At 73.5% G+C, this 16,463-nt stretch carries 17 protein-coding genes; 13 read left to right on the top strand and 4 right to left on the bottom strand.

Annotated elements, in window-relative coordinates:
* The first annotated feature begins 4 nt into the window (after nt 1–4).
* Nucleotides 5–850, top strand: coding sequence for an RNA polymerase sigma factor SigF (locus D1J63_RS01485; RefSeq protein ID WP_125627368.1), 846 nt, complete (start codon nt 5–7; stop codon nt 848–850).
* A gap of 31 nt (nt 851–881) precedes the next feature.
* Here the strand turns inward: D1J63_RS01485 and D1J63_RS01490 are convergent, their stop codons facing one another.
* A complete protein-coding gene (locus D1J63_RS01490; RefSeq protein WP_125627369.1) occupies nt 882–1,943 on the bottom strand; it encodes a Ku protein in 1,062 nt (353 codons plus the stop codon).
* 256 nt (nt 1,944–2,199) lie between these two features.
* Here D1J63_RS01490 and D1J63_RS01495 point away from each other — a divergent pair, with 256 nt between their 5' ends.
* A complete protein-coding gene (locus tag D1J63_RS01495; protein ID WP_125627370.1) occupies nt 2,200–3,321 on the top strand; it encodes a peptidoglycan bridge formation glycyltransferase FemA/FemB family protein in 1,122 nt (373 codons plus the stop codon).
* Nucleotide 3,322: 1 nt separating this feature from the next.
* Here D1J63_RS01495 and D1J63_RS01500 read toward each other — a convergent pair whose 3' ends face one another.
* Nucleotides 3,323–4,786: a cytosine permease gene (locus D1J63_RS01500; RefSeq protein ID WP_125627371.1), complete on the bottom strand. Its 1,464-nt coding sequence runs from the start codon at nt 4,784–4,786 to the stop codon at nt 3,323–3,325.
* A gap of 69 nt (nt 4,787–4,855) precedes the next feature.
* Here D1J63_RS01500 and D1J63_RS01505 point away from each other — a divergent pair, with 69 nt between their 5' ends.
* The 3 genes from D1J63_RS01505 to D1J63_RS01515 all read left to right on the top strand — a co-directional run bounded on the left by D1J63_RS01505 (nt 4,856) and on the right by D1J63_RS01515 (nt 7,924).
* The gene (locus D1J63_RS01505; protein WP_125627372.1) at nt 4,856–5,500 is read left to right on the top strand and encodes a TetR/AcrR family transcriptional regulator; all 645 of its coding nucleotides are present in this window, start codon (nt 4,856–4,858) and stop codon (nt 5,498–5,500) included.
* A gap of 20 nt (nt 5,501–5,520) precedes the next feature.
* Nucleotides 5,521–7,146 carry an amidohydrolase gene (locus tag D1J63_RS01510; protein ID WP_125627373.1) on the top strand — a complete coding sequence of 542 codons (1,626 nt, stop codon included), beginning with the start codon at nt 5,521–5,523 and terminating at the stop codon, nt 7,144–7,146.
* 76 nt (nt 7,147–7,222) lie between these two features.
* Nucleotides 7,223–7,924: a type 1 glutamine amidotransferase gene (locus tag D1J63_RS01515; protein WP_125627374.1), complete on the top strand. Its 702-nt coding sequence runs from the start codon at nt 7,223–7,225 to the stop codon at nt 7,922–7,924.
* Between the two features lie 36 nt (nt 7,925–7,960).
* Here D1J63_RS01515 and D1J63_RS01520 read toward each other — a convergent pair whose 3' ends face one another.
* Nucleotides 7,961–9,127: a GDSL-type esterase/lipase family protein gene (locus D1J63_RS01520; protein WP_125635106.1), complete on the bottom strand. Its 1,167-nt coding sequence runs from the start codon at nt 9,125–9,127 to the stop codon at nt 7,961–7,963.
* A gap of 194 nt (nt 9,128–9,321) precedes the next feature.
* Between D1J63_RS01520 and D1J63_RS01525 the strand changes: the two genes are divergently transcribed.
* The 7 genes from D1J63_RS01525 (at nt 9,322) to D1J63_RS01555 (ending at nt 15,388) form a co-directional block, all read left to right on the top strand.
* Complete coding sequence (locus D1J63_RS01525) at nt 9,322–10,260, top strand: helix-turn-helix domain-containing protein (protein ID WP_125627375.1); 939 nt, start codon at nt 9,322–9,324, stop codon at nt 10,258–10,260.
* A 77-nt stretch (nt 10,261–10,337) separates the two neighbouring features.
* The gene (locus tag D1J63_RS01530; protein ID WP_125627376.1) at nt 10,338–10,667 is read left to right on the top strand and encodes a hypothetical protein; all 330 of its coding nucleotides are present in this window, start codon (nt 10,338–10,340) and stop codon (nt 10,665–10,667) included.
* Nucleotides 10,668–10,691: 24 nt separating this feature from the next.
* On the top strand, nt 10,692–11,669 hold the full coding sequence (locus tag D1J63_RS01535) for a hypothetical protein (RefSeq protein WP_125627377.1): 978 nt from the start codon (nt 10,692–10,694) through the stop codon (nt 11,667–11,669).
* A 73-nt stretch (nt 11,670–11,742) separates the two neighbouring features.
* Entirely contained in the window at nt 11,743–12,081 is a 339-nt protein-coding gene (locus D1J63_RS01540) for a hypothetical protein (protein ID WP_176152790.1), read from the top strand.
* Between the two features lie 154 nt (nt 12,082–12,235).
* Nucleotides 12,236–13,039: a hypothetical protein gene (locus D1J63_RS01545; protein ID WP_125627378.1), complete on the top strand. Its 804-nt coding sequence runs from the start codon at nt 12,236–12,238 to the stop codon at nt 13,037–13,039.
* Nucleotides 13,040–13,143: 104 nt separating this feature from the next.
* Nucleotides 13,144–14,007, top strand: a complete 864-nt coding sequence (locus D1J63_RS01550; RefSeq protein ID WP_125627379.1) for a DMT family transporter — start codon at nt 13,144–13,146, stop codon at nt 14,005–14,007.
* 118 nt (nt 14,008–14,125) lie between these two features.
* Nucleotides 14,126–15,388 (top strand): arginine deiminase, encoded by a 1,263-nt coding sequence (locus D1J63_RS01555; RefSeq protein WP_125627380.1) that lies wholly within the window; start codon nt 14,126–14,128, stop codon nt 15,386–15,388.
* A 20-nt stretch (nt 15,389–15,408) separates the two neighbouring features.
* Here the strand turns inward: D1J63_RS01555 and D1J63_RS01560 are convergent, their stop codons facing one another.
* Nucleotides 15,409–15,693 (bottom strand): hypothetical protein, encoded by a 285-nt coding sequence (locus D1J63_RS01560; protein ID WP_125627381.1) that lies wholly within the window; start codon nt 15,691–15,693, stop codon nt 15,409–15,411.
* Between the two features lie 296 nt (nt 15,694–15,989).
* Between D1J63_RS01560 and D1J63_RS01565 the strand changes: the two genes are divergently transcribed.
* Entirely contained in the window at nt 15,990–16,448 is a 459-nt protein-coding gene (locus D1J63_RS01565) for a hypothetical protein (RefSeq protein WP_125627382.1), read from the top strand.
* Nucleotides 16,449–16,463 lie beyond the last annotated feature (15 nt).

A 16,463-nucleotide genomic window follows, 5' to 3' on the forward strand; every position in this document is an offset into this window, starting at 1 on the left:
CATCATGACGACGACGACCGCGCAGGCCACCGAGCACGCCACGGCGGAGATGCCGGAGATCGCGGACCCGTCCAAGGTGGCGCCCAAGGACGCGCGGGAGTTGTCGAAGCTGTTCTTCGAGCAGCTGACGGTGCTGGAGGAGGGCACGCCCGAGTACCAGTACGCCCGCAACACGCTGATCGAGATGAACATGTCCCTGGTCCGCTTCGCGGCCGGCCGGTTCCGCAGCCGCGGACCGGAGGAGATGGAGGACATCGTCCAGGTCGGCATGATCGGCCTGATCAAGGCCATCGACCGGTTCGAACTCACCCGTGAGGTGGAGTTCACCTCCTTCGCTGTGCCCTACATCGTCGGCGAGATCAAGCGGTTCTTCCGGGACACCTCGTGGGCCGTGCACGTGCCCCGCCGCCTCCAGGAGGCCCGCGTCCAGCTCGCCCGCGCCACCGAGGAGCTCCGCAGCCGCCTCGGCCGCAACCCCACCACGCAGGAGCTCTCGGAGCTGATGAGCCTGCCGGAGGACGAGGTCGTCGAGGCCCGGCTGGCGGCCAACGGCTACAACTCCGCCTCCCTGGACGCCACCATCAACGGCAGCGAGGACGGCGAGTCCGCGCTCGCGGACTTCATCGGCACCGACGACGCCGCCCTGGCCCTGGTGGACGACTTCCACGCCCTCGCTCCGATGATCGCCGAGCTGGACGAACGCGACCGGCAGATCATCCACTGGCGGTTCGTGGAGGAACTCACCCAGAAGGACATCGGCGAGCGCCTCGGCGTCTCCCAGATGCACGTGTCCCGGCTGATCTCGCGGCTGCTGGCCCGGCTGCGCGAGGGCATGCTCAGCACCGCCTGAGGCGAGGTCCGGCTCCCTCCGGTCCGGCGGTTCAGGCCGCGGTCGTCTTCTTCTTCCGGCGGCCGCGGCCGGCGCTGCCGCCGAGCGCGTCGACGAGTTCCTGGCGGCTCATCCTCGACCGGCCCGCGATGTCCTGTTCGGTGGCCCGCTGGTAGAGCTCGGCCTTGCTCAGTTCCCGCAGCTCGCTCCGGGAGGGTGCGGTGGCCTTCTTCCGGGCCCCGGCGGGCCGTTCGGCGTCCGCCTTCCGGGTAGTGGACGCGGCCCGCTTGCCGCCGGGGCTCTTGGACCTCGCCGCCGCCTGCTTGCCGCCGGCGTCCTTCGCCTGCTCCAGGCTGCCGCGCAGGACCTCCATCAGGTCGACGACGTTGGTGGCCTCGGGCGCCTCCTCCGCGACGGCGACCTCCTGGCCCTCGGCCTTGGCCCGGACCAGTTCGCGGACCTTCTCCTGATAGGTGTCGCGGTAGCGGGCGGGCTCCCAGTCGCCGCTGAGGGCGTCGACGAGACGCAGCGCCATGTCCAGCTCCTTGCCGCGGCCCACCCGCTCCGACGGCAGTTCCGGCAGTTCCTCGACCGGGTCGCGGACCTCGTCGGCCCAGTGCAGCGTCTGGAGCAGCAGCACCCGGTCCTCGGCGCGCAGGGCGGTCAGGTACTGCCGGTTGCGCATGACGAAGGTGGCGACACCCACCTTGCCGGCCTCGGCGAGGGCGGTGCGCAGCAGTGCGTAGACCTTGAGGTACTCCTTGCCGCGCGGGGCCAGGTAGTAGGTGCGGCCGAAGTAGACCGGCTCGATCCGGTCCAGGTCCACGAAGTCGGTGATCTCCAGGGTGCGGGAGCGTCCCGGCGCGATCTCGTCGAGTTCCTCGGGTTCCACGACGACGTACTCGCCCTCGCCCGCCTCGTAGCCCTTGACGATGTCGGCGGCGTCGACCTCTTTTCCGGTGCGCTCGTTGACCCGGCGATTGCGGATCCGGTCCGAGGTGCCGCGCTGGAGCTGGTGGAAGTGGACGGTGTGGTCCTCGGTCGCCGTGAACAGGCCGACGGGCACCGAGACCAGCCCGAAGGTGACCACGCCCGTCCAGATCGCCCGTGCCATCGCCGTCCGCTCCCTGTGTGCCGCCCGTACCGCCCGCACCGCGCGGTCCTGCCACGCTGCCACCCGGCTCGCCGCTCCGCCCGCCGGACGGAGCACACGGGTGGGCGGCCGGGCGACAGCGCGCGGATCGGCCGCGGCCGTTGTTCCCTGTGAGGTGCGGGACGGCAACCGCGGCCGGCGCCTCGGCCGTCTCCCCCGTCGGACCGTCGAACGACGCCGCAGCACGCCGCACCACAGCCGAACCGAGGGACGCCCCATGAGTCTTCGTCTGAAGCCGATCACCCGCGAGGAGCACCTGCGCTTCGTCACGGCCCGGCCGTCCGTGAGTCACCTGCAGGTCCCCGCCTGGGGCGACGTGAAGCCGGACTGGCGGGCGGAGAGCCTGGGGTGGTTCGACGAGGGCGGTGAACTGGTGGGCGCGGGGCTGGTGCTGCTGCGGCCGCTGCCGAGGCTGAAGCGGTACCTGGCCTATCTGCCCGAGGGCCCGGTCGTCGACTGGACGGCGGACGGTCTGGAGCGGTGGCTGGAGCCGATGCTCGCGCACCTGAGGGAGCGCGGCGCGTTCACGGTGCGGATGGGGCCGCCGGTGGTGGCGCGACGCTGGAGCGCCGACGCCGTCAAGGCGGCCATCTCCGACCCGGGGGCGCGGCGGCTGGGCGACGTGGAGGCGACGGTGCGCGAGCCGGGCGCGGACGACGTCGCGCAGCGGCTGCGCGCGATGGGCTGGCGGCGCACCGAGGCGGGCGGCGAGGACGGCTTCGCCGCGGGCCAGCCCCGGTACGTGTGCCAGGTGCCGCTCGCCGGACGTACGCAGGAGGACCTGCGAAGCGGCTTCAACCAGCAGTGGCGGCGCAACGTCAAGAAGGCCGAGAAGGCCGGCGTGAAGGTCGTCCGGGGCGACCGGGAGGACCTGGCCACCTTCTACGAGCTGTACGTGGAGACCGCGGAGCGGGACCGGTTCGTGCCGCGCCCCCTCGCCTACTTCCAACGCATGTGGACCGCGCTGACGGCCGAGGACCCGGACCGCATGCGCCTGTACCTCGCCCACCACGACGGCGAGGTACTCGCCGCCGCCACGATGCTGACGGTGGGTGAACACGTCTGGTACTCCTACGGCGCGTCCACCGGCCGTCGGCGCGAGGTGCAGCCCAACAACGCCCTCCAGTGGCGGATGATGTGCGACGCCCGTGAACTGGGCGCCGCCGTCTACGACTTCCGCGGCATCACCGACACCCTGGACCAGGACAACCACCTGCTCGGGCTGCTCCGGTTCAAGGTCGGCGCGGGCGGAGAGGCCGTGGAGTATCTGGGCGAGTGGGACTTCCCCCTCAACAAGGTGCTGCACAAGGCCGTGACCCTGTACCTGGCGCGGCGCTGAGTCAGCCCGACGGCGTCGCCGCCCTCGTCCGCCCGCCGCGCGCCAGGACGGCGTAGAGCAGGGCGGCCACCACCATGCCGGCCGGCAGGGAGAGGTCGATGTCGCCCAGGGCGCGGGCGATCGGTCCGGTGTAGAGGGTGTCGACGCTCAGGGCCGCCGCGGCGACGCCTCCGGCCAGGGCGAGCGCACCGGCCGGGTTGACGCCGCCGGTGTACCAGAAGCGGCCGTCGCGTGTCTCGTCCATCAGGGCCGGGCCGTCGTAGCGGTTGCGGCGCAGCGCGATGTCGGTGGCGTAGACGGCCATGGCGGGGCCGAGGAGGACCACCGTGAGCTGGAGGACGTTGCTGACGGTGTCGAGGAAGCCGGAGACGAGCAGCCCGTACAGGGTGAGGGCGACGGCCGCGGTGCCGTCGGCGAGCACGCTGCGGGAGCGGCGGATGCGGATGCCGACGGCCTGGAGGGCGAGGCCCGCGCTGTAGGCGGTCAGGGCGTTGATGGCGACGGTGCCGAGCACCAGGGCGAGCAGGAGCACCGGTCCGAACCAGCCGGGCAGGATCTGCCTGAGGCCCGCCTGCGGGTCGGTCATGTCGACGGCGGTCGCGGCGAGGGCTCCGAGGAAGCAGACGACCACGCCCGGCAGGAAGCCGCCGAGGGCGGTCCAGCCGACGACGGCCTTCGCGGACGCCGTGCGGGGCAGATAGCGCGAGAAGTCGGCGCTGGTCGTGTACGACAGCGGGCCGGATCCGATGAGGGTGACGCCCGCGATCAGGACCGCCCAGAGTTCGGTGCCGGTCAGCGGCTGGGGCGGCACGTACGAGAAGTCCGCGTGCCGCAGGACGCCCAGGGCGACGACGGCGAAGGCGGCCGTCAGGGCCAGCGTGATCGGCAGGTAGAGCTTCATGATCATGGCGTGGCCGTAGACGCCGATGGTCAGGGTGAGGGCGGCGACGACGATCACCACGGCGACCTTGACGCCGGTGTTCGCGGTGATGCCGGCCATCTCCACGAGGGCGAAGGCGGCGGTCGCGGCGGCGGCGAGGTTGAGCGCGAAGTAGCACACGGAGATCAGCCAGCCGACGATCGCGTTGTTCACGCGGTTGCCGCGGACGCCGTACATGGCGCGTGTGACGACCTCGCTCGGCGCGCCGGCGGCCGGACCGGACAGGGCGAGCACTCCGGTCAGCACCCAGAAGAGGTTCCCCACGACGATCACCGCCAGCGCCTGCCACGGGGTCAGGCCCATGAGGATCAGGGCGCCGCCGGTCACCAGGTTCAGGTAGTTGACGTTGGCGGCGGCCCAGACGGAGAAGAGCTGCCGGGGGCGTCCGCGGCGTTCGTGCTCGGGGATGTGGTCGATGCCGTGGGCCTCGACGCGGCTCGCCCCGTCCGACGGTTTCCGGGTCGGCGAATCCTCCGGGCGCGGGGCGCCGGAGCGGGGTTGCGGGTCGGGGATCGTGGACGCCATGAGGCTCCTCCGGGGTGCTGGTGGCCCACCTGCTTGCTTGTTGGTCGCACACTCAATAGCATCGATTCCATGCCGTCAAGCACTCCGAACAAGCGAATCCGCAAAACTCCAGCGGCCAGACGTGCGGAAATCGTTGCCGCAGCCTCATCCATCGCACTGTCCGAGGGACTGGAGTCCATCACCCTCAGGCGGATCGCCGAGGAGCTCGACGTCCGCCCCGGCCTGATCAGTCATTACTTCCCCGCGGTCGAGGACCTGGTGGCCGAGGCGTACGGCGACGCGGCCGCCGCGGAACTCGACGCGCTGCTCCCGGCCGACCGGGCCGGGGCCACGCCCACCCGGCACCTGGCCCGGTTCTTCGCCCGTGCGGCCGGAGCGGAGTTCGACGACATCAGCCGTCTCTGGCTCAACGCCCGGCATCTGAGCCGCTACCGGCCCACCCTGCGCGACCGTGTCGCCGTCCAGGAGGCCGCGTGGCGCGACCGGCTCGAAGCACTCGTCCGCGACGGCGTGGAGCGGGGCGAGTTCCGCGCCGCCGACCCGCTGTTGGCCGCCATCCGGATCCTGGTCGTCCTCGACGGACTCGGCATGCTCGTCAACAGCGCCGACACCGCGGCCGACCCGCCCGAGGTGCGGCTGATGCCGGCCCTCACCGCGGAACGTGAACTGGGCCTGCCCGCCGGCACCCTGACGGCCTGCGGCGCCCCGAACTGACCCTCACCCAAGGAGCGACTGTGCGCACCTCTCTCATCCTGCTCTCGGCCCGGCTGCTCGACCCGGTCACCGGTGCCTTCCTGCCGCAGACCGCGCTGGCCGCGGCCGACGGCCGGATCGCCGCCCTCGGTGACGACCGGGAGATCCGCGCCCTCGCGGACGCGTCGACCACGGTGATCGATCTGGGCGGCGCCGTGGTGACGCCCGGCCTGGTCGACGGCCACATCCATCCCGTCACGGGCGCCGAGCTGACCCACGGCCTCGACCTGTCCGGCTGCGGCGATCTCGACGAGGTGCGGGCCGCGCTGGCCGACGCGGTGCGCGACCTGCCCGCGGGTGCGTGGCTGCACGGCTGGGGGCTGGACCCCAACGTCTTCGCCGGTCGCCCGGTCGGGGTGGCGCCCTTCGACGCCGTACTGGAGGGCGTGCCCGCGCTGCTGCTGCTCTTCGACGCCCACTCGATGCTGGCCAGCCGGCGTGCGCTGGAACTCGCGGGGGTGACCGGGCCGCGCGCCTTCGACCAGGCCACGGCCGAGGTGGTGTGCGACGCGGACGGCAGGCCCACCGGGCTGCTCCTGGAGGACGCCGCCTGCGACCTGGTGGAGCGGGTCGCACCGCAGCCCACCCGCGAGGAGCGGCGCGACCGGCTCGCCGCCGCCCTGCGCGCCATGGCCGCCTCCGGACTGACCGGCGGCCACGTGATGGACGCGAACGGCGACAGCCTCGCCTTCTTCGCCGAGCTGGACGAGGCCGGGCGGCTGCCGCTGCGGCTCCGGGTGGCTCCCTGGTGCCAGCCGGGTGCGGACGCGGAGGAAGTGCGCGCACTCGTCGCGCGGCAGGGCGTGGGCGGCCGGCTGTGGCGGACCGACGGCGTCAAGATCTTCATGGACGGGACCGTCGACAACGGCACGGCATGGCTGGAGCAGCCCGACGGCCGGGGCGAGTCCCGGCACGCCTTCTGGCCGGACCCCGAGGAGTACACGCGGATCGTCGGCGCCCTGCACCGGGCGGGGGTGCCCACCGTCACCCACGCGATCGGCGACGCGGCCGTACGGCACGTCCTCGACTCCGTCGAGAAGGCCCTGGCGGACGGCGGCCCCGGGCCACGGCACCGGGTCGAGCACATCGAGACCGTCCCGGACGACACCCTGCGCCGGTTCGCCGAGCTGGGTGTCGTGGCGTCCATGCAGCCCACGCACTGCTGCGACTTCACCCGCGCCGACCACACCGACAACTGGTCCCGGCGGCTGGGCGAACCGCGCGCCTCGCGGGCCTGGCGCTGCCGCGACCTGCTCGACTCGGGTGCCGTCGTGGTCCTCGGCTCCGACTGGCCCATCGCGCCGTATCCGCCGCTCGGCGTCATGGCGGGCGCCCGCCACCGCCGGCCGACGCGCGATCTGGACCGCGCCCCGCACGGCCCGGAGCAGGCGCTGACCGCGACGCAGGCGCTGCGGGGCATGACCGTCAACGCCGCCTACGCGGCGGGCGAGGAGCACGGGGCCGGGCGGATCGCCGTGGGACACCGTGCCGACCTGACGGTCCTCGCCGCCGACCCGCTCACCGTGCCGGCCACCGAACTCGCCGACGTGCCGGTGCTGTTGACCGTCCTCGACGGCGAGCCGACCCATCGGGCGGCGAGTCTGTGACACGGTGGGTGCCCCGCGGCCCGTCGCTTCCCGGGCGGCGGGCTCCGGTGCGGGCGAGGTGAGGCGGGGTGGGCAGATGTCACGACTCCTGGTGGTGCAGAACCATCGCGGCGGCGGTCCCGGCCGGTTCGGCGACTGGCTGGTCGCGGGCGGGGTGGCACTGGACGTGGTGCACGCGTACGCCGGTGCGCCGCTCCCCCGGCGTCCGGAGCACGACGGCGTCATGGTGCTCGGCGGTGGCTACCTGCCCGACGACGACGAGCGCGCCCCCTGGCTCGCACCCACCCGGGCGCTGGTCGCCGAGGCGCTGGACCGGAAGGTGCCCGTCTTCGGGATCTGTCTGGGCGGGCAGCTCCTCGCCCGGGTGGCGGGTGGCACGGTGCTCGGTGGGCACGGCGAGCCCGAGGTGGGCAGCACGCCGTTGACGCTGCGGCCGGAGGCCGAAGCCGACCCGCTGTTCCGGGGACTGCCGGAGCGGGTGACGGCGGTCGAGCAGCACGTGGACGCCGTCACCGTACTGCCGCCCGGCGCCGCATGGCTCATGGCGAGTGAGCGGTGCCCGTACCAGGCGTTCCGGGTCGGCGAGCGGGCGTGGGGCGTGCAGTTCCACCCCGAGGCGGGGGCGGACCGGGTCGCGGCGTGGGACGCCGGCCGGCTCCGCGCCCGGGGGCTGGACCCGGTGGAACTCGTCCGCCGGGCCGAACTCGACGAGCCCGCGGCCGAGGCGGTCTGGCGCGAGGTGGCCCGGCGCTTCGCCTCGGTCGTCGTCGGGGCGTGAGGCCCGGCCGGCCCCGAGTGTCCCGGCCCATGAACTTCAGCCCGCGAAGGCGCCCCGTTCGGTGAAGGCCGCCCTGGCGAACCGTTCGCCGATCAGCCGGTGCGTGGCGGCGTCCGGGTGGATGCCGTCGGGCAGGGGGAGGTCCGCCGCGTCGGCCTCTCCGTAGAGTGCGCGGCCGTCGAGGTGGTGGAGGTTCTCGTCCTCGGCGGCCCGCTCCGTCACGATCCGGGACAGCTCGTCCCGGATGACGTTCAGGGTCAGCTTCCCGCTCGCGCGTTCCGCGGGGTCGCCGGTGGCGACGAACCGCACGCGACCGTCGGTGAAGTCGGGGGCCAGGGGGCCGGGGGTGTCCTCGTGCACGGGGCACAGGATGGGTGAGACGACCAGCAGGGGGACGGTGGGGTGCCCCTCCCGGACGGTGTCGAGGAAGCCGTGGACCGCGGGGCCGAAGGCACGCAGCCGCATGAGGTCGGCGTTGACCACGTTGATGCCGATCTTGACGCTGATCAGGTCGGCCGGGGTGTCGCGCATGGCCCGAGCGGTGAACGGGTCGAGCAGGGCGCCGCCGCCCAGGCCCAGGTTGACCAGTTCGACGCCGCCGAGGGAGGCGGCGAGCGCGGGCCAGGTGGTGGTGGGGCTCGCGGCGTCGGAGCCGTGACTGATCGAGCTGCCGTGGTGCAGCCAGACCCGGCGGCCGGGGTCCGGGGCGGCCGCCACGGGGGCGTTGGTGCGCAGGGCGACGAGTTCGGTGGTCTCGTTGTGCGGCAGCCAGATCTCGATGTCCTTGCTGCCCCGGGGCAGATCCGTGAAGCGGAGGGTGCCCGCCGGGCCGGGCTCGAGGCCCGCCGTGCCGGCGGTCATGTCGATGGTGAGGGTGTTCCCGCCCGCGACGCTGCCCCGGCCCGCCGGGCGGCCGTCCACGAGCAGGTCGTACACGCCGTCCGGGCGCGGCGGGGCTCCGACGTAGACGCGCTTGGTGGGCAGCGTGTCCAGTTCGAGGGCGGTGGCGCGGGTGCGCAGGGCCAGGCGTACGCCGGAGGGCTGGGACTCGGCCATGGCCAGCTGTCCGTCGTTGTTCTGCGCGCGGGCGCGGGCGGGCAGCCGGTGGGGCAGCAGTCCGCGCTCGGTCCGCTCCAGGTCCAGGGCGCCCCGCAGGAGGTCGGGGGTGATCGGCGTGGTGATCCAGTCGTCCGTGGTGTTCATGTCGCCTCCGGCGGTGGTGCGTCTTGCGGCGTCGCTCATTCCTTCATCGATTATGCATAGCCCTAATGGCATTAGGCAAACCGCTTGGTGTGTCAGGAATGCGGCCGAGGGCGTGCTGTGGCAGGAGTGACAACTTCCGCCGGGAAAACGCCACCGCCTCCGACCGCCGTCCCGCCAGGAGGTACTTTCCGGCCATGCACACCGTCGCCGTACTCGCGCTGGACCGGGTGATCCCGTTCGACCTGTCCACCCCGCTCGAGGTCTTCACCCGCACCCGGCTCCCCGACGGCAGCCCCGGCTACCGGATCCGGGTGTGCGCGGAGCACCCCGAGGTCGACGCCGGCGCCTTCACGCTGCGGGCCCCCTGGGGACTGGACGGGCTGCGGGAGGCGGACACGATCATCGTCCCCGGTACGGCCGCGGCGACCGACCCGCTCTCCCCCGCCGTCCGCGACGCGCTGCGCACGGCCGCCGGGAGGGGGACACGGATCGCGTCCATCTGCTCGGGCACCTTCCCGCTGGCCGCCACCGGGCTGCTCGACGGGCTGCGGGCCACCACCCACTGGATCGCCGCCGGGGCCCTGGCCGACGCGCATCCGGACATCGACGTCGACCCGGACGTCCTGTACGTCGACAACGGTCAGATCCTCACCTCGGCCGGTGCCGCCGCGGGCCTCGACCTGTGCCTGCACATGATCCGGCGCGACTACGGCTCGGCGGTCGCCGCGCACGCCGCCCGGCTGTCGGTGATGCCCCTGGAAAGGGAGGGCGGGCAGGCCCAGTTCATCGTCCACGACTACACGCCCGTGCCCCGCGGCTCCGCCCTCGAACCCCTGCTGACCTGGCTGCGGGAGAACCTCGCCCGCGAGCTCACCCTGGCCGACATCGCCGCCCACGCCGGAGTGAGCACGCGGACGCTGATCCGCCGCTTCCGGGAGCAGACCGGCAGCACCCCGCTGCAGTGGCTGCACCGGGCCCGCGTCCGGCAGGCACAGCACCTGCTGGAGACGACGCAGCACTCCGTGGAACGCATCGCCGCCCAGGTCGGCTTCGGCTCCCCGACGGCCTTCCGCGACCGCTTCAAACGCACCACCGGAGTCAGCCCGCACGCCTACCGGCGCGCCTTCGGCTGAAGGCACCAGGCCGGACCGTGCCCGGGGACGGCGCCGTCCGGGTCGCGGCGCGGCCGGGGTGACCGTAGACAGGAGGCATGGACGCAGGCGACGAGGGGACCGGCGACGCCGTGTCGCAGCCTCATCCGGTCACGTTCGGGCCCGGCACCGCGGGACGCGCGGAGCCGGCCGAACGGTTGCGTGCCGCCGGCGCGACTCCGGTGACCGGCGTCGGGACCGTCCCCGGCAGCCGCCGCGGCCCCGGGCTGCCGCGGGACCGGCCGGTCCGGTGGATGTCCGAGGAGGGCCGCTCCCGCCGGGGGGAGCGGCGGCCGGGCGGCTGGCGCCTCCGTCTCGTGGCCGGCTTCGCCGTGCGGGGCGACGAGGCGGCGGGGAAGCCGGCCGCGCCGGCGTCCGGAGGGTCGTAGCGGTCGGGTGGGAGGCGGAGGGCCATGCAGCGCAAGGGCGGTCGTCGCGGGGAGGCGGGCGGTCAGGAGGCGGAGACGGTCGAGGAGGTCCTGGACCAGCTCTACACGACGTCTCCGGCCGCCTTCGTCGCCCGCCGTGAGGAACGCGCCGCGGCGGCCAGAACGGCCGGTCGCAAGGAGGACGCCCGCCGCATCCACGCCGCGCGCCGGCCCACGCTCGCGGCCTGGGCGGCGAACCTGCTGGCGCGCGCCCGCCCGGAGGAGACCCGGCGCTTCCTGGAACTGGGGCAGGCACTGCGCCAGGCACACCGCACCCTGGACCCCGCCGGGCTCAAGGAACTCTCCGCCCAGCGCCGGCGCATCGTCGCCGCGCTCTCCCGGCAGGCCGCGCAACTGGCCGGCGAGGCCGGGCACCGGCTCTCCCAGGCGGCGCAGCGGGAGGTCGAGTCGACCCTGCGCGCCGTCCTCGCCGACCCGGAAGCGGCCGACGCGTGGGCCCAAGGGCGTCTGGAGGTCTCCCTGACCCCGCCGTCGGTCTTCCCCTCGGGCACCGCTGCGACGGAACCCTCCGGGGCCGCGTCCGAACCGGAGCCGGCCCCGCGCCCGAAGTCCACCCGCGCCACGTCCCGCACCCGGGCGAAGGACGAACTCGCCGAGCGGCGCCGCAAACGGCAGGAGGAACTCGCGCGGGCCGAACGGGAGGCCGATCGTGCCGAACGGCACCTGCGCGACGCACGCGCGGAACAGGCGGAGGCCCAGGAGTCCTTGCGCGCGGCCGACGACGAACTCGCCCATGTCCGGGAGACGGTGGCCGCCGCCGAGGAGCGGCTGCGGGCGGCGCACGAGGACCGCGACCGGGTCGAACGTAACCGGCGCGAGGCCGAGGAGCGGGACCGTACGGCCGCACACACGGTGGCCGAGGCCGAGCGGGAGGCACGGGCGAGCACGCGCAAAGTGGTCCGTATGGGCGGCCGGGCCGGGTCATGGGGCTCGTCCGATTGAGTACCCGTACTCATGAGGTGCTTCCCTCCACCGGGGGACGCTTGCGGCACGAGCCACCCACAGGGAGTCAACCGTGCGTATCACCGATCGAGTTCACCGGACACCGGCCGCGCCCGCCGGCCGCGCCACCCGTTCCGTCCGCGGTCTCGTCCTGGCCTGTGCCGCCGCCGCGGCCGTCCTGACCGGCTGTTCCATGGAGGAGGCCACCTGCGGCGGCGGCGAATACCCGGTCCTGAGCGTCGGCGGCACCGGCTCGGCATGTGTGCCCAATGGCGAGGAGCCGCCCGAGGGTTACACCCGCTACCCCGAGGGCAAGGTCCCGGAACACGTGGATGACAAGTGGGACACCTACTGGCGGACACACACCGTCGACGAGCACGGGAAGATCGTGGAGGTGCCCGAGGGCGGGTGACCGCCGCTCTCCGCGGTCCGAACACATGCACTGGGTTGCGGCGGCACATACCACGACAGCGGCCATACGTGGTATACCGACTCGGCAGCGCACAGGGCAACAACCGGGGCTGCACGTCAGCCTTCACGGCCGTGAACCAAGGAGAGTCGTCATCATGTCCGAGAGCACCATGCAGTCCGCCACGGAACTGGCCTCGCAGTACAGCACCCAGGTCAACGACGACCTGGAGCGCAACATCAAGGAGCAGGAACGTGTCAGCACGGAGATCACGGCCCTCCAGCAGCAACTGGCCGCGCTGCAGCACGACCACGCCCTGCTGGTGAACATGCAGCAGGCACTCGGCATCACCTCGCCTCCCCCGTCGCCCACCGCGCCGGAGCCCGCGGCCGAGACGGCCACCGTGCCGGCGCCGCGGGGCGGCACCGCCGCGCAGTCGGCCAAGGGCGGGCGGACGCGGAGCAAGAGGGCCACCACCGCGCCCAAGCGCGCCGCCGCCCCGAAGCCGGGTGCCAAGAAGGCTTCGAAGCCGGCCGCCAAGAAGGCCACCAGGTCGACCGCGACGACCGCGGCCAAGTCGGCCGCCGAGGCACCCGCGAAGACGACCACCAAGCCGGTCGCCAAGTCGACCGCCAAGCAGGCGCCCAAGGCCGCCGGGAAGTCCGCGGCGCAGAAGGCGCCCAGCCGGCCCACCCTGGTGGAACTGGTGCGCGAGCACCTCGCCGGACAGCGGGAACCGCGCTCCGCCGCCGAGGTCACCGCGGCGCTGGGCGAGGCCCACTCCGGGCGCGCCGTCAAGACCACGGTCGTGCGCACCACGCTCGAGGGACTGGTCGCCAAGAACCAGGCCCAGCGCACCAAGCAGGGCACCTCGGTCTACTACAGCGCCACCGAGGCACCGGCGCCCGCGCGGCAGCAGGACTCCGCGGCCGAGTCCGCGTCCGCGCAGAGCGGCAGCTGAGCGACCCCGCCGCTCCCGCCGTCCCGTCGTCCGTCACCCCGTCACCCCGTCACCCGGGTCCGACGCGGCGCGCGACCGGGCCGGAACGGGGTGAGTATCGGTGGATGGGTGTTGTACTGCCGGTGCTCTTCGCACTCCTCGCCGCGTTCAGCAACGCGCTGGCCACCGTGCTCCAGCGACGCGCGGCGCTGAGCGTGCCGCAGTCCCAGGGCTTCCGCCCCGGGCTCGTCCTCGATCTGCTGCGGCGGCCCGTGTGGCTCGGCGGCATGCTGGCCGTGGTGGTCGCCGGCGTCGGTCAGGCGGTGGCCCTGGCGACGGGGCCGCTGTCACTCGTACAGCCCCTGTTCGTACTGGAACTCCCGCTGGCCCTGCTGCTGGCCTCGCTGCTGACCGGCAACCGGATGCCGGAGGCGGTGTGGCTCGCCGTGGGCGGGGTGGTCGTGGGGCTCGGTGTCGCGCTGGCCTCGGCGTCGCCGGACGGCGGGAAGGCCGACGTGCCTCTGGACCGCTGGATGCCGGCGCTGGCGGCCTGCGCCGGGGCGGCCGTACTGCTGGCGGCGGTGGGTCTGAAGCGGCCCGTCGGCAAGGCCCGCGCCGGGTGCCTCGGCGCGGCCACGGCGGTGTGCTACGCGCTGACCGCCGCGCTCATGAAGGACTCCATGCGCGTGCTGGACGCCGACGGCATCGCCGGCTTCTTCACCACCTGGCAGACCTACGGCTTCGCCCTGGCCGGGGTGTGCGCCGTACTCCTGCTGGAGCACGCCATGCAGGGCGGTCCGCTCGTCGCCTCCCAGCCCGCGCTCACCCTGGGCGACGCGACGGTCAGTCTCCTGCTCGGCGTGGTCCTGTACCAGGAGGACCTGCGCGGCGACTGGTGGGTCCTGCCCCAGTTGCTCGGGGTGGCACTCGTCGTGGTGGGTGTCCTCAACCTGGCCCGGCGCGGCGCGGATCTGCGCACCGCTCGGTGAGCATCCCCCGGGCCGGACGACGCGTCGCCGACGGGGTGCCCGTCCCGCGCAACCGACCGAGATGCCCGGAGCGACCACTTGGTGCACAGTGGTCACGATCGACCGGCAAGGAGGCCGTGTGACCAGCAACGAGAGCGCCGCGCAGCCCGCGCTCGGCGTCCATTCCGAGGTCGGCAGGCTGCGCAAGGTCCTGGTCTGCTCCCCCGGGCTGGCACACCGGAGGCTGACTCCCACCAACTCCGGCGAGCTGCTCTTCGACGACGTCATGTGGGTGGAGAACGCCCAGCGCGACCACGCCGCGTTCGTCGGCGAACTGCGCCGGCGCGGGGTCGAGGTGGTGGAGCTGCACGACCTGCTGGCACAGATCATGGCGATGCCCGAGGCGAAGGCGTGGCTCCTGGACCGGAAGATCGTCGCCAACCAGGTCGGCGTCGGCCTCATCGACGCCACCCGCGCCTACCTGGAGACCCTCTCGCCGAGGGAACTGGCCGAGTACCTCGTCGGCGGGCTCGCCACCGACGACCTGCCCGAGGACTTCCGCTCCCCGCACCTCGCGCTGGCCCGGGAGGCCACCGGCGCCCACGAGTACCTGATGCCGCCGCTGCCCAACACCCTGTACCCGCGCGACACCACCTGCTGGCTGTACGGCGGCCTCACCCTCAACCCGCTGTACTGGTCCGCGCGGCACGACGAGACGCTGCTGATGAAGGCGATCTACACCTTCCACCCCGACTTCAAGAGTTCGACGGTGTGGTGGGGCGACCCCGAGCAGGACTGGGGTCAGGCCACCCTGGAGGGCGGCGACATCATGCCCGTGGGCAACGGGGTCGTCCTCATGGGCATGAGCGAGCGCACCTCCCGGCAGGCCATCACCCAGGTCGCCGCCGCCCTGTTCCGCAACGGGGCCGCCGAGCACGTCGTCGTCGCCGGGATGCCGAAGCTGCGCTCCGCCATGCATCTGGACACCGTCTTCACCTTCGCCGACCGCGAGGTGGTGACCCTCTACCCGCGCATCATGGACGCGGTGCACACCTTCTCGCTGCGCCCCGGCGACCGGGGCCCCGGGTTCGACGTCGTCGACGAGGGGACGACGCCCTTCGTCGACGTCGTCGCCAAGGCTCTCGGGCTGCCGAAGCTGCGGGTGGTGGAGACGGGCGGCGACGCCTACGCCTCCGAGCGCCAGCAGTGGGACGGCGCCAACAACGCCGTCGCCGTGGAACCGGGGGTGGTGTTCACCTACGACCGCAACACCCTGACCAACGCGCTGCTGCGGGAGGCCCGGGTGGAGGTCGTCACCATCGTGGGCGCGGAACTGGGCCGGGGACGCGGTGGCGGGCACTGCATGACGTGTCCGCTGGTGCGGGATCCCGTGGACTTCTGACCCGCGCGGTCCGGGCGCCCTCAGCGGCAGAACCCGTACGCCTGCTCCAGCCACCGGTGGAGTGCAGTGTGCACACTGCCGGGGAGCACGCTGAGCTGGTCGATGGCGGCCCGGTCCCCCGCGGAGGGCGCGATACCGGCGGTGGTGAGCAGGGCGAGCAGGTCGAGACGGCGCAGGTCGACGGGGTCGACCCGGCAGGCGACGCGCTCGTCGGGGTTGGGCGGCTGGAGCAGGAAGTCGCCCGTCGTGTCGCGGGAGCGCGCGGGCGTCGGGGCGGTGGCGGTCGGAGCAGTCGTCGTGTGCATACCGCGGTCCTCCACTTGAGGGGTCGCCTGGACGGGTCCCCTTGTCGGGTCGCCGTTCTTGACGGCTGGAGACACCGGGGCGCCCACGGCGGTTGCGGACCGCCGCGAGGACCACACGGTGGATGCAATCGGCGTCTTGTCGCACGAACCGGGTGCTTCGGGGCGGCACGCAGGCCGGCGTCCCGGGGCCCCCGCCGCTGCTCCGTACGAGTGGTGCGTTCCCCGACTCGGTCGTACGGTCGGAACGGAGAAAGGGGCAAGCGGAGACAAGCGACCCCGAGACGGCGGGAGCAGACATGGGCAGGAACCCGATGAGGGCAGCGGTCACACTCTGTGCCGCCGCCGCGCTGGCAGTCCCCCTCGGCACGGCCTCCGCCGCACCGTCGGCACCACCCGCGGCGCGGACCCAGCAGACGCAGGACCCGGTACTGATCGACTGCGCCGGGCAGCCGCAGATCGGGCCCGCGGACTACGTGCTCGCCTGCGGCGACGGGAACAGCCGCCTGGTCTCCCTGCGCTGGTTCCGCTGGGACCCGCAGGCCGCCGTGGGCCGGGGCACGAACGCCGTCAACGACTGCGACCCGTACTGCGCCGCCGGCGCCTTCCACTCCTATCCGGTGACCGTGCGGCTCGACATGCCGACGGGCGGGGAGCAGGGCACGGGCCGGCCGCACTTCACCCGGATCACCCTGACCTACACCGACGGCAGGCCGGACGGGTCCCCGCGCACGGTGACCTACCCCTTGCCCGGCTGACCGGCCGACGGGCGG

The organism is Streptomyces sp. KPB2, from assembly GCF_003950055.1.
GTDB lineage: Bacteria > Actinomycetota > Actinomycetes > Streptomycetales > Streptomycetaceae > Streptomyces > Streptomyces salinarius.

Excerpts from the sequence above, each read along its gene's own strand:
- D1J63_RS01505 (WP_125627372.1), top strand. The coding sequence starts at position 4,856 with ATGCCGTCAAGCACTCCGAACAAGCGAATCCGCAAAACTCCAGCGGCC.
- D1J63_RS01500 (WP_125627371.1), bottom strand. The coding sequence starts at position 4,786 with ATGGCGTCCACGATCCCCGACCCGCAACCCCGCTCCGGCGCCCCGCGC.
- D1J63_RS01560 (WP_125627381.1), bottom strand. The coding sequence starts at position 15,693 with ATGCACACGACGACTGCTCCGACCGCCACCGCCCCGACGCCCGCGCGC.
- D1J63_RS01485 (WP_125627368.1), top strand. The coding sequence starts at position 5 with ATGACGACGACGACCGCGCAGGCCACCGAGCACGCCACGGCGGAGATG.
- D1J63_RS01525 (WP_125627375.1), top strand. The coding sequence starts at position 9,322 with ATGCACACCGTCGCCGTACTCGCGCTGGACCGGGTGATCCCGTTCGAC.
- D1J63_RS01550 (WP_125627379.1), top strand. The coding sequence starts at position 13,144 with ATGGGTGTTGTACTGCCGGTGCTCTTCGCACTCCTCGCCGCGTTCAGC.
- D1J63_RS01520 (WP_125635106.1), bottom strand. The coding sequence starts at position 9,127 with ATGAACACCACGGACGACTGGATCACCACGCCGATCACCCCCGACCTC.
- D1J63_RS01490 (WP_125627369.1), bottom strand. The coding sequence starts at position 1,943 with ATGGCACGGGCGATCTGGACGGGCGTGGTCACCTTCGGGCTGGTCTCG.
- D1J63_RS01515 (WP_125627374.1), top strand. The coding sequence starts at position 7,223 with ATGTCACGACTCCTGGTGGTGCAGAACCATCGCGGCGGCGGTCCCGGC.
- D1J63_RS01545 (WP_125627378.1), top strand. The coding sequence starts at position 12,236 with ATGTCCGAGAGCACCATGCAGTCCGCCACGGAACTGGCCTCGCAGTAC.
- D1J63_RS01565 (WP_125627382.1), top strand. The coding sequence starts at position 15,990 with ATGGGCAGGAACCCGATGAGGGCAGCGGTCACACTCTGTGCCGCCGCC.
- D1J63_RS01535 (WP_125627377.1), top strand. The coding sequence starts at position 10,692 with ATGCAGCGCAAGGGCGGTCGTCGCGGGGAGGCGGGCGGTCAGGAGGCG.
- D1J63_RS01495 (WP_125627370.1), top strand. The coding sequence starts at position 2,200 with ATGAGTCTTCGTCTGAAGCCGATCACCCGCGAGGAGCACCTGCGCTTC.
- D1J63_RS01530 (WP_125627376.1), top strand. The coding sequence starts at position 10,338 with ATGGACGCAGGCGACGAGGGGACCGGCGACGCCGTGTCGCAGCCTCAT.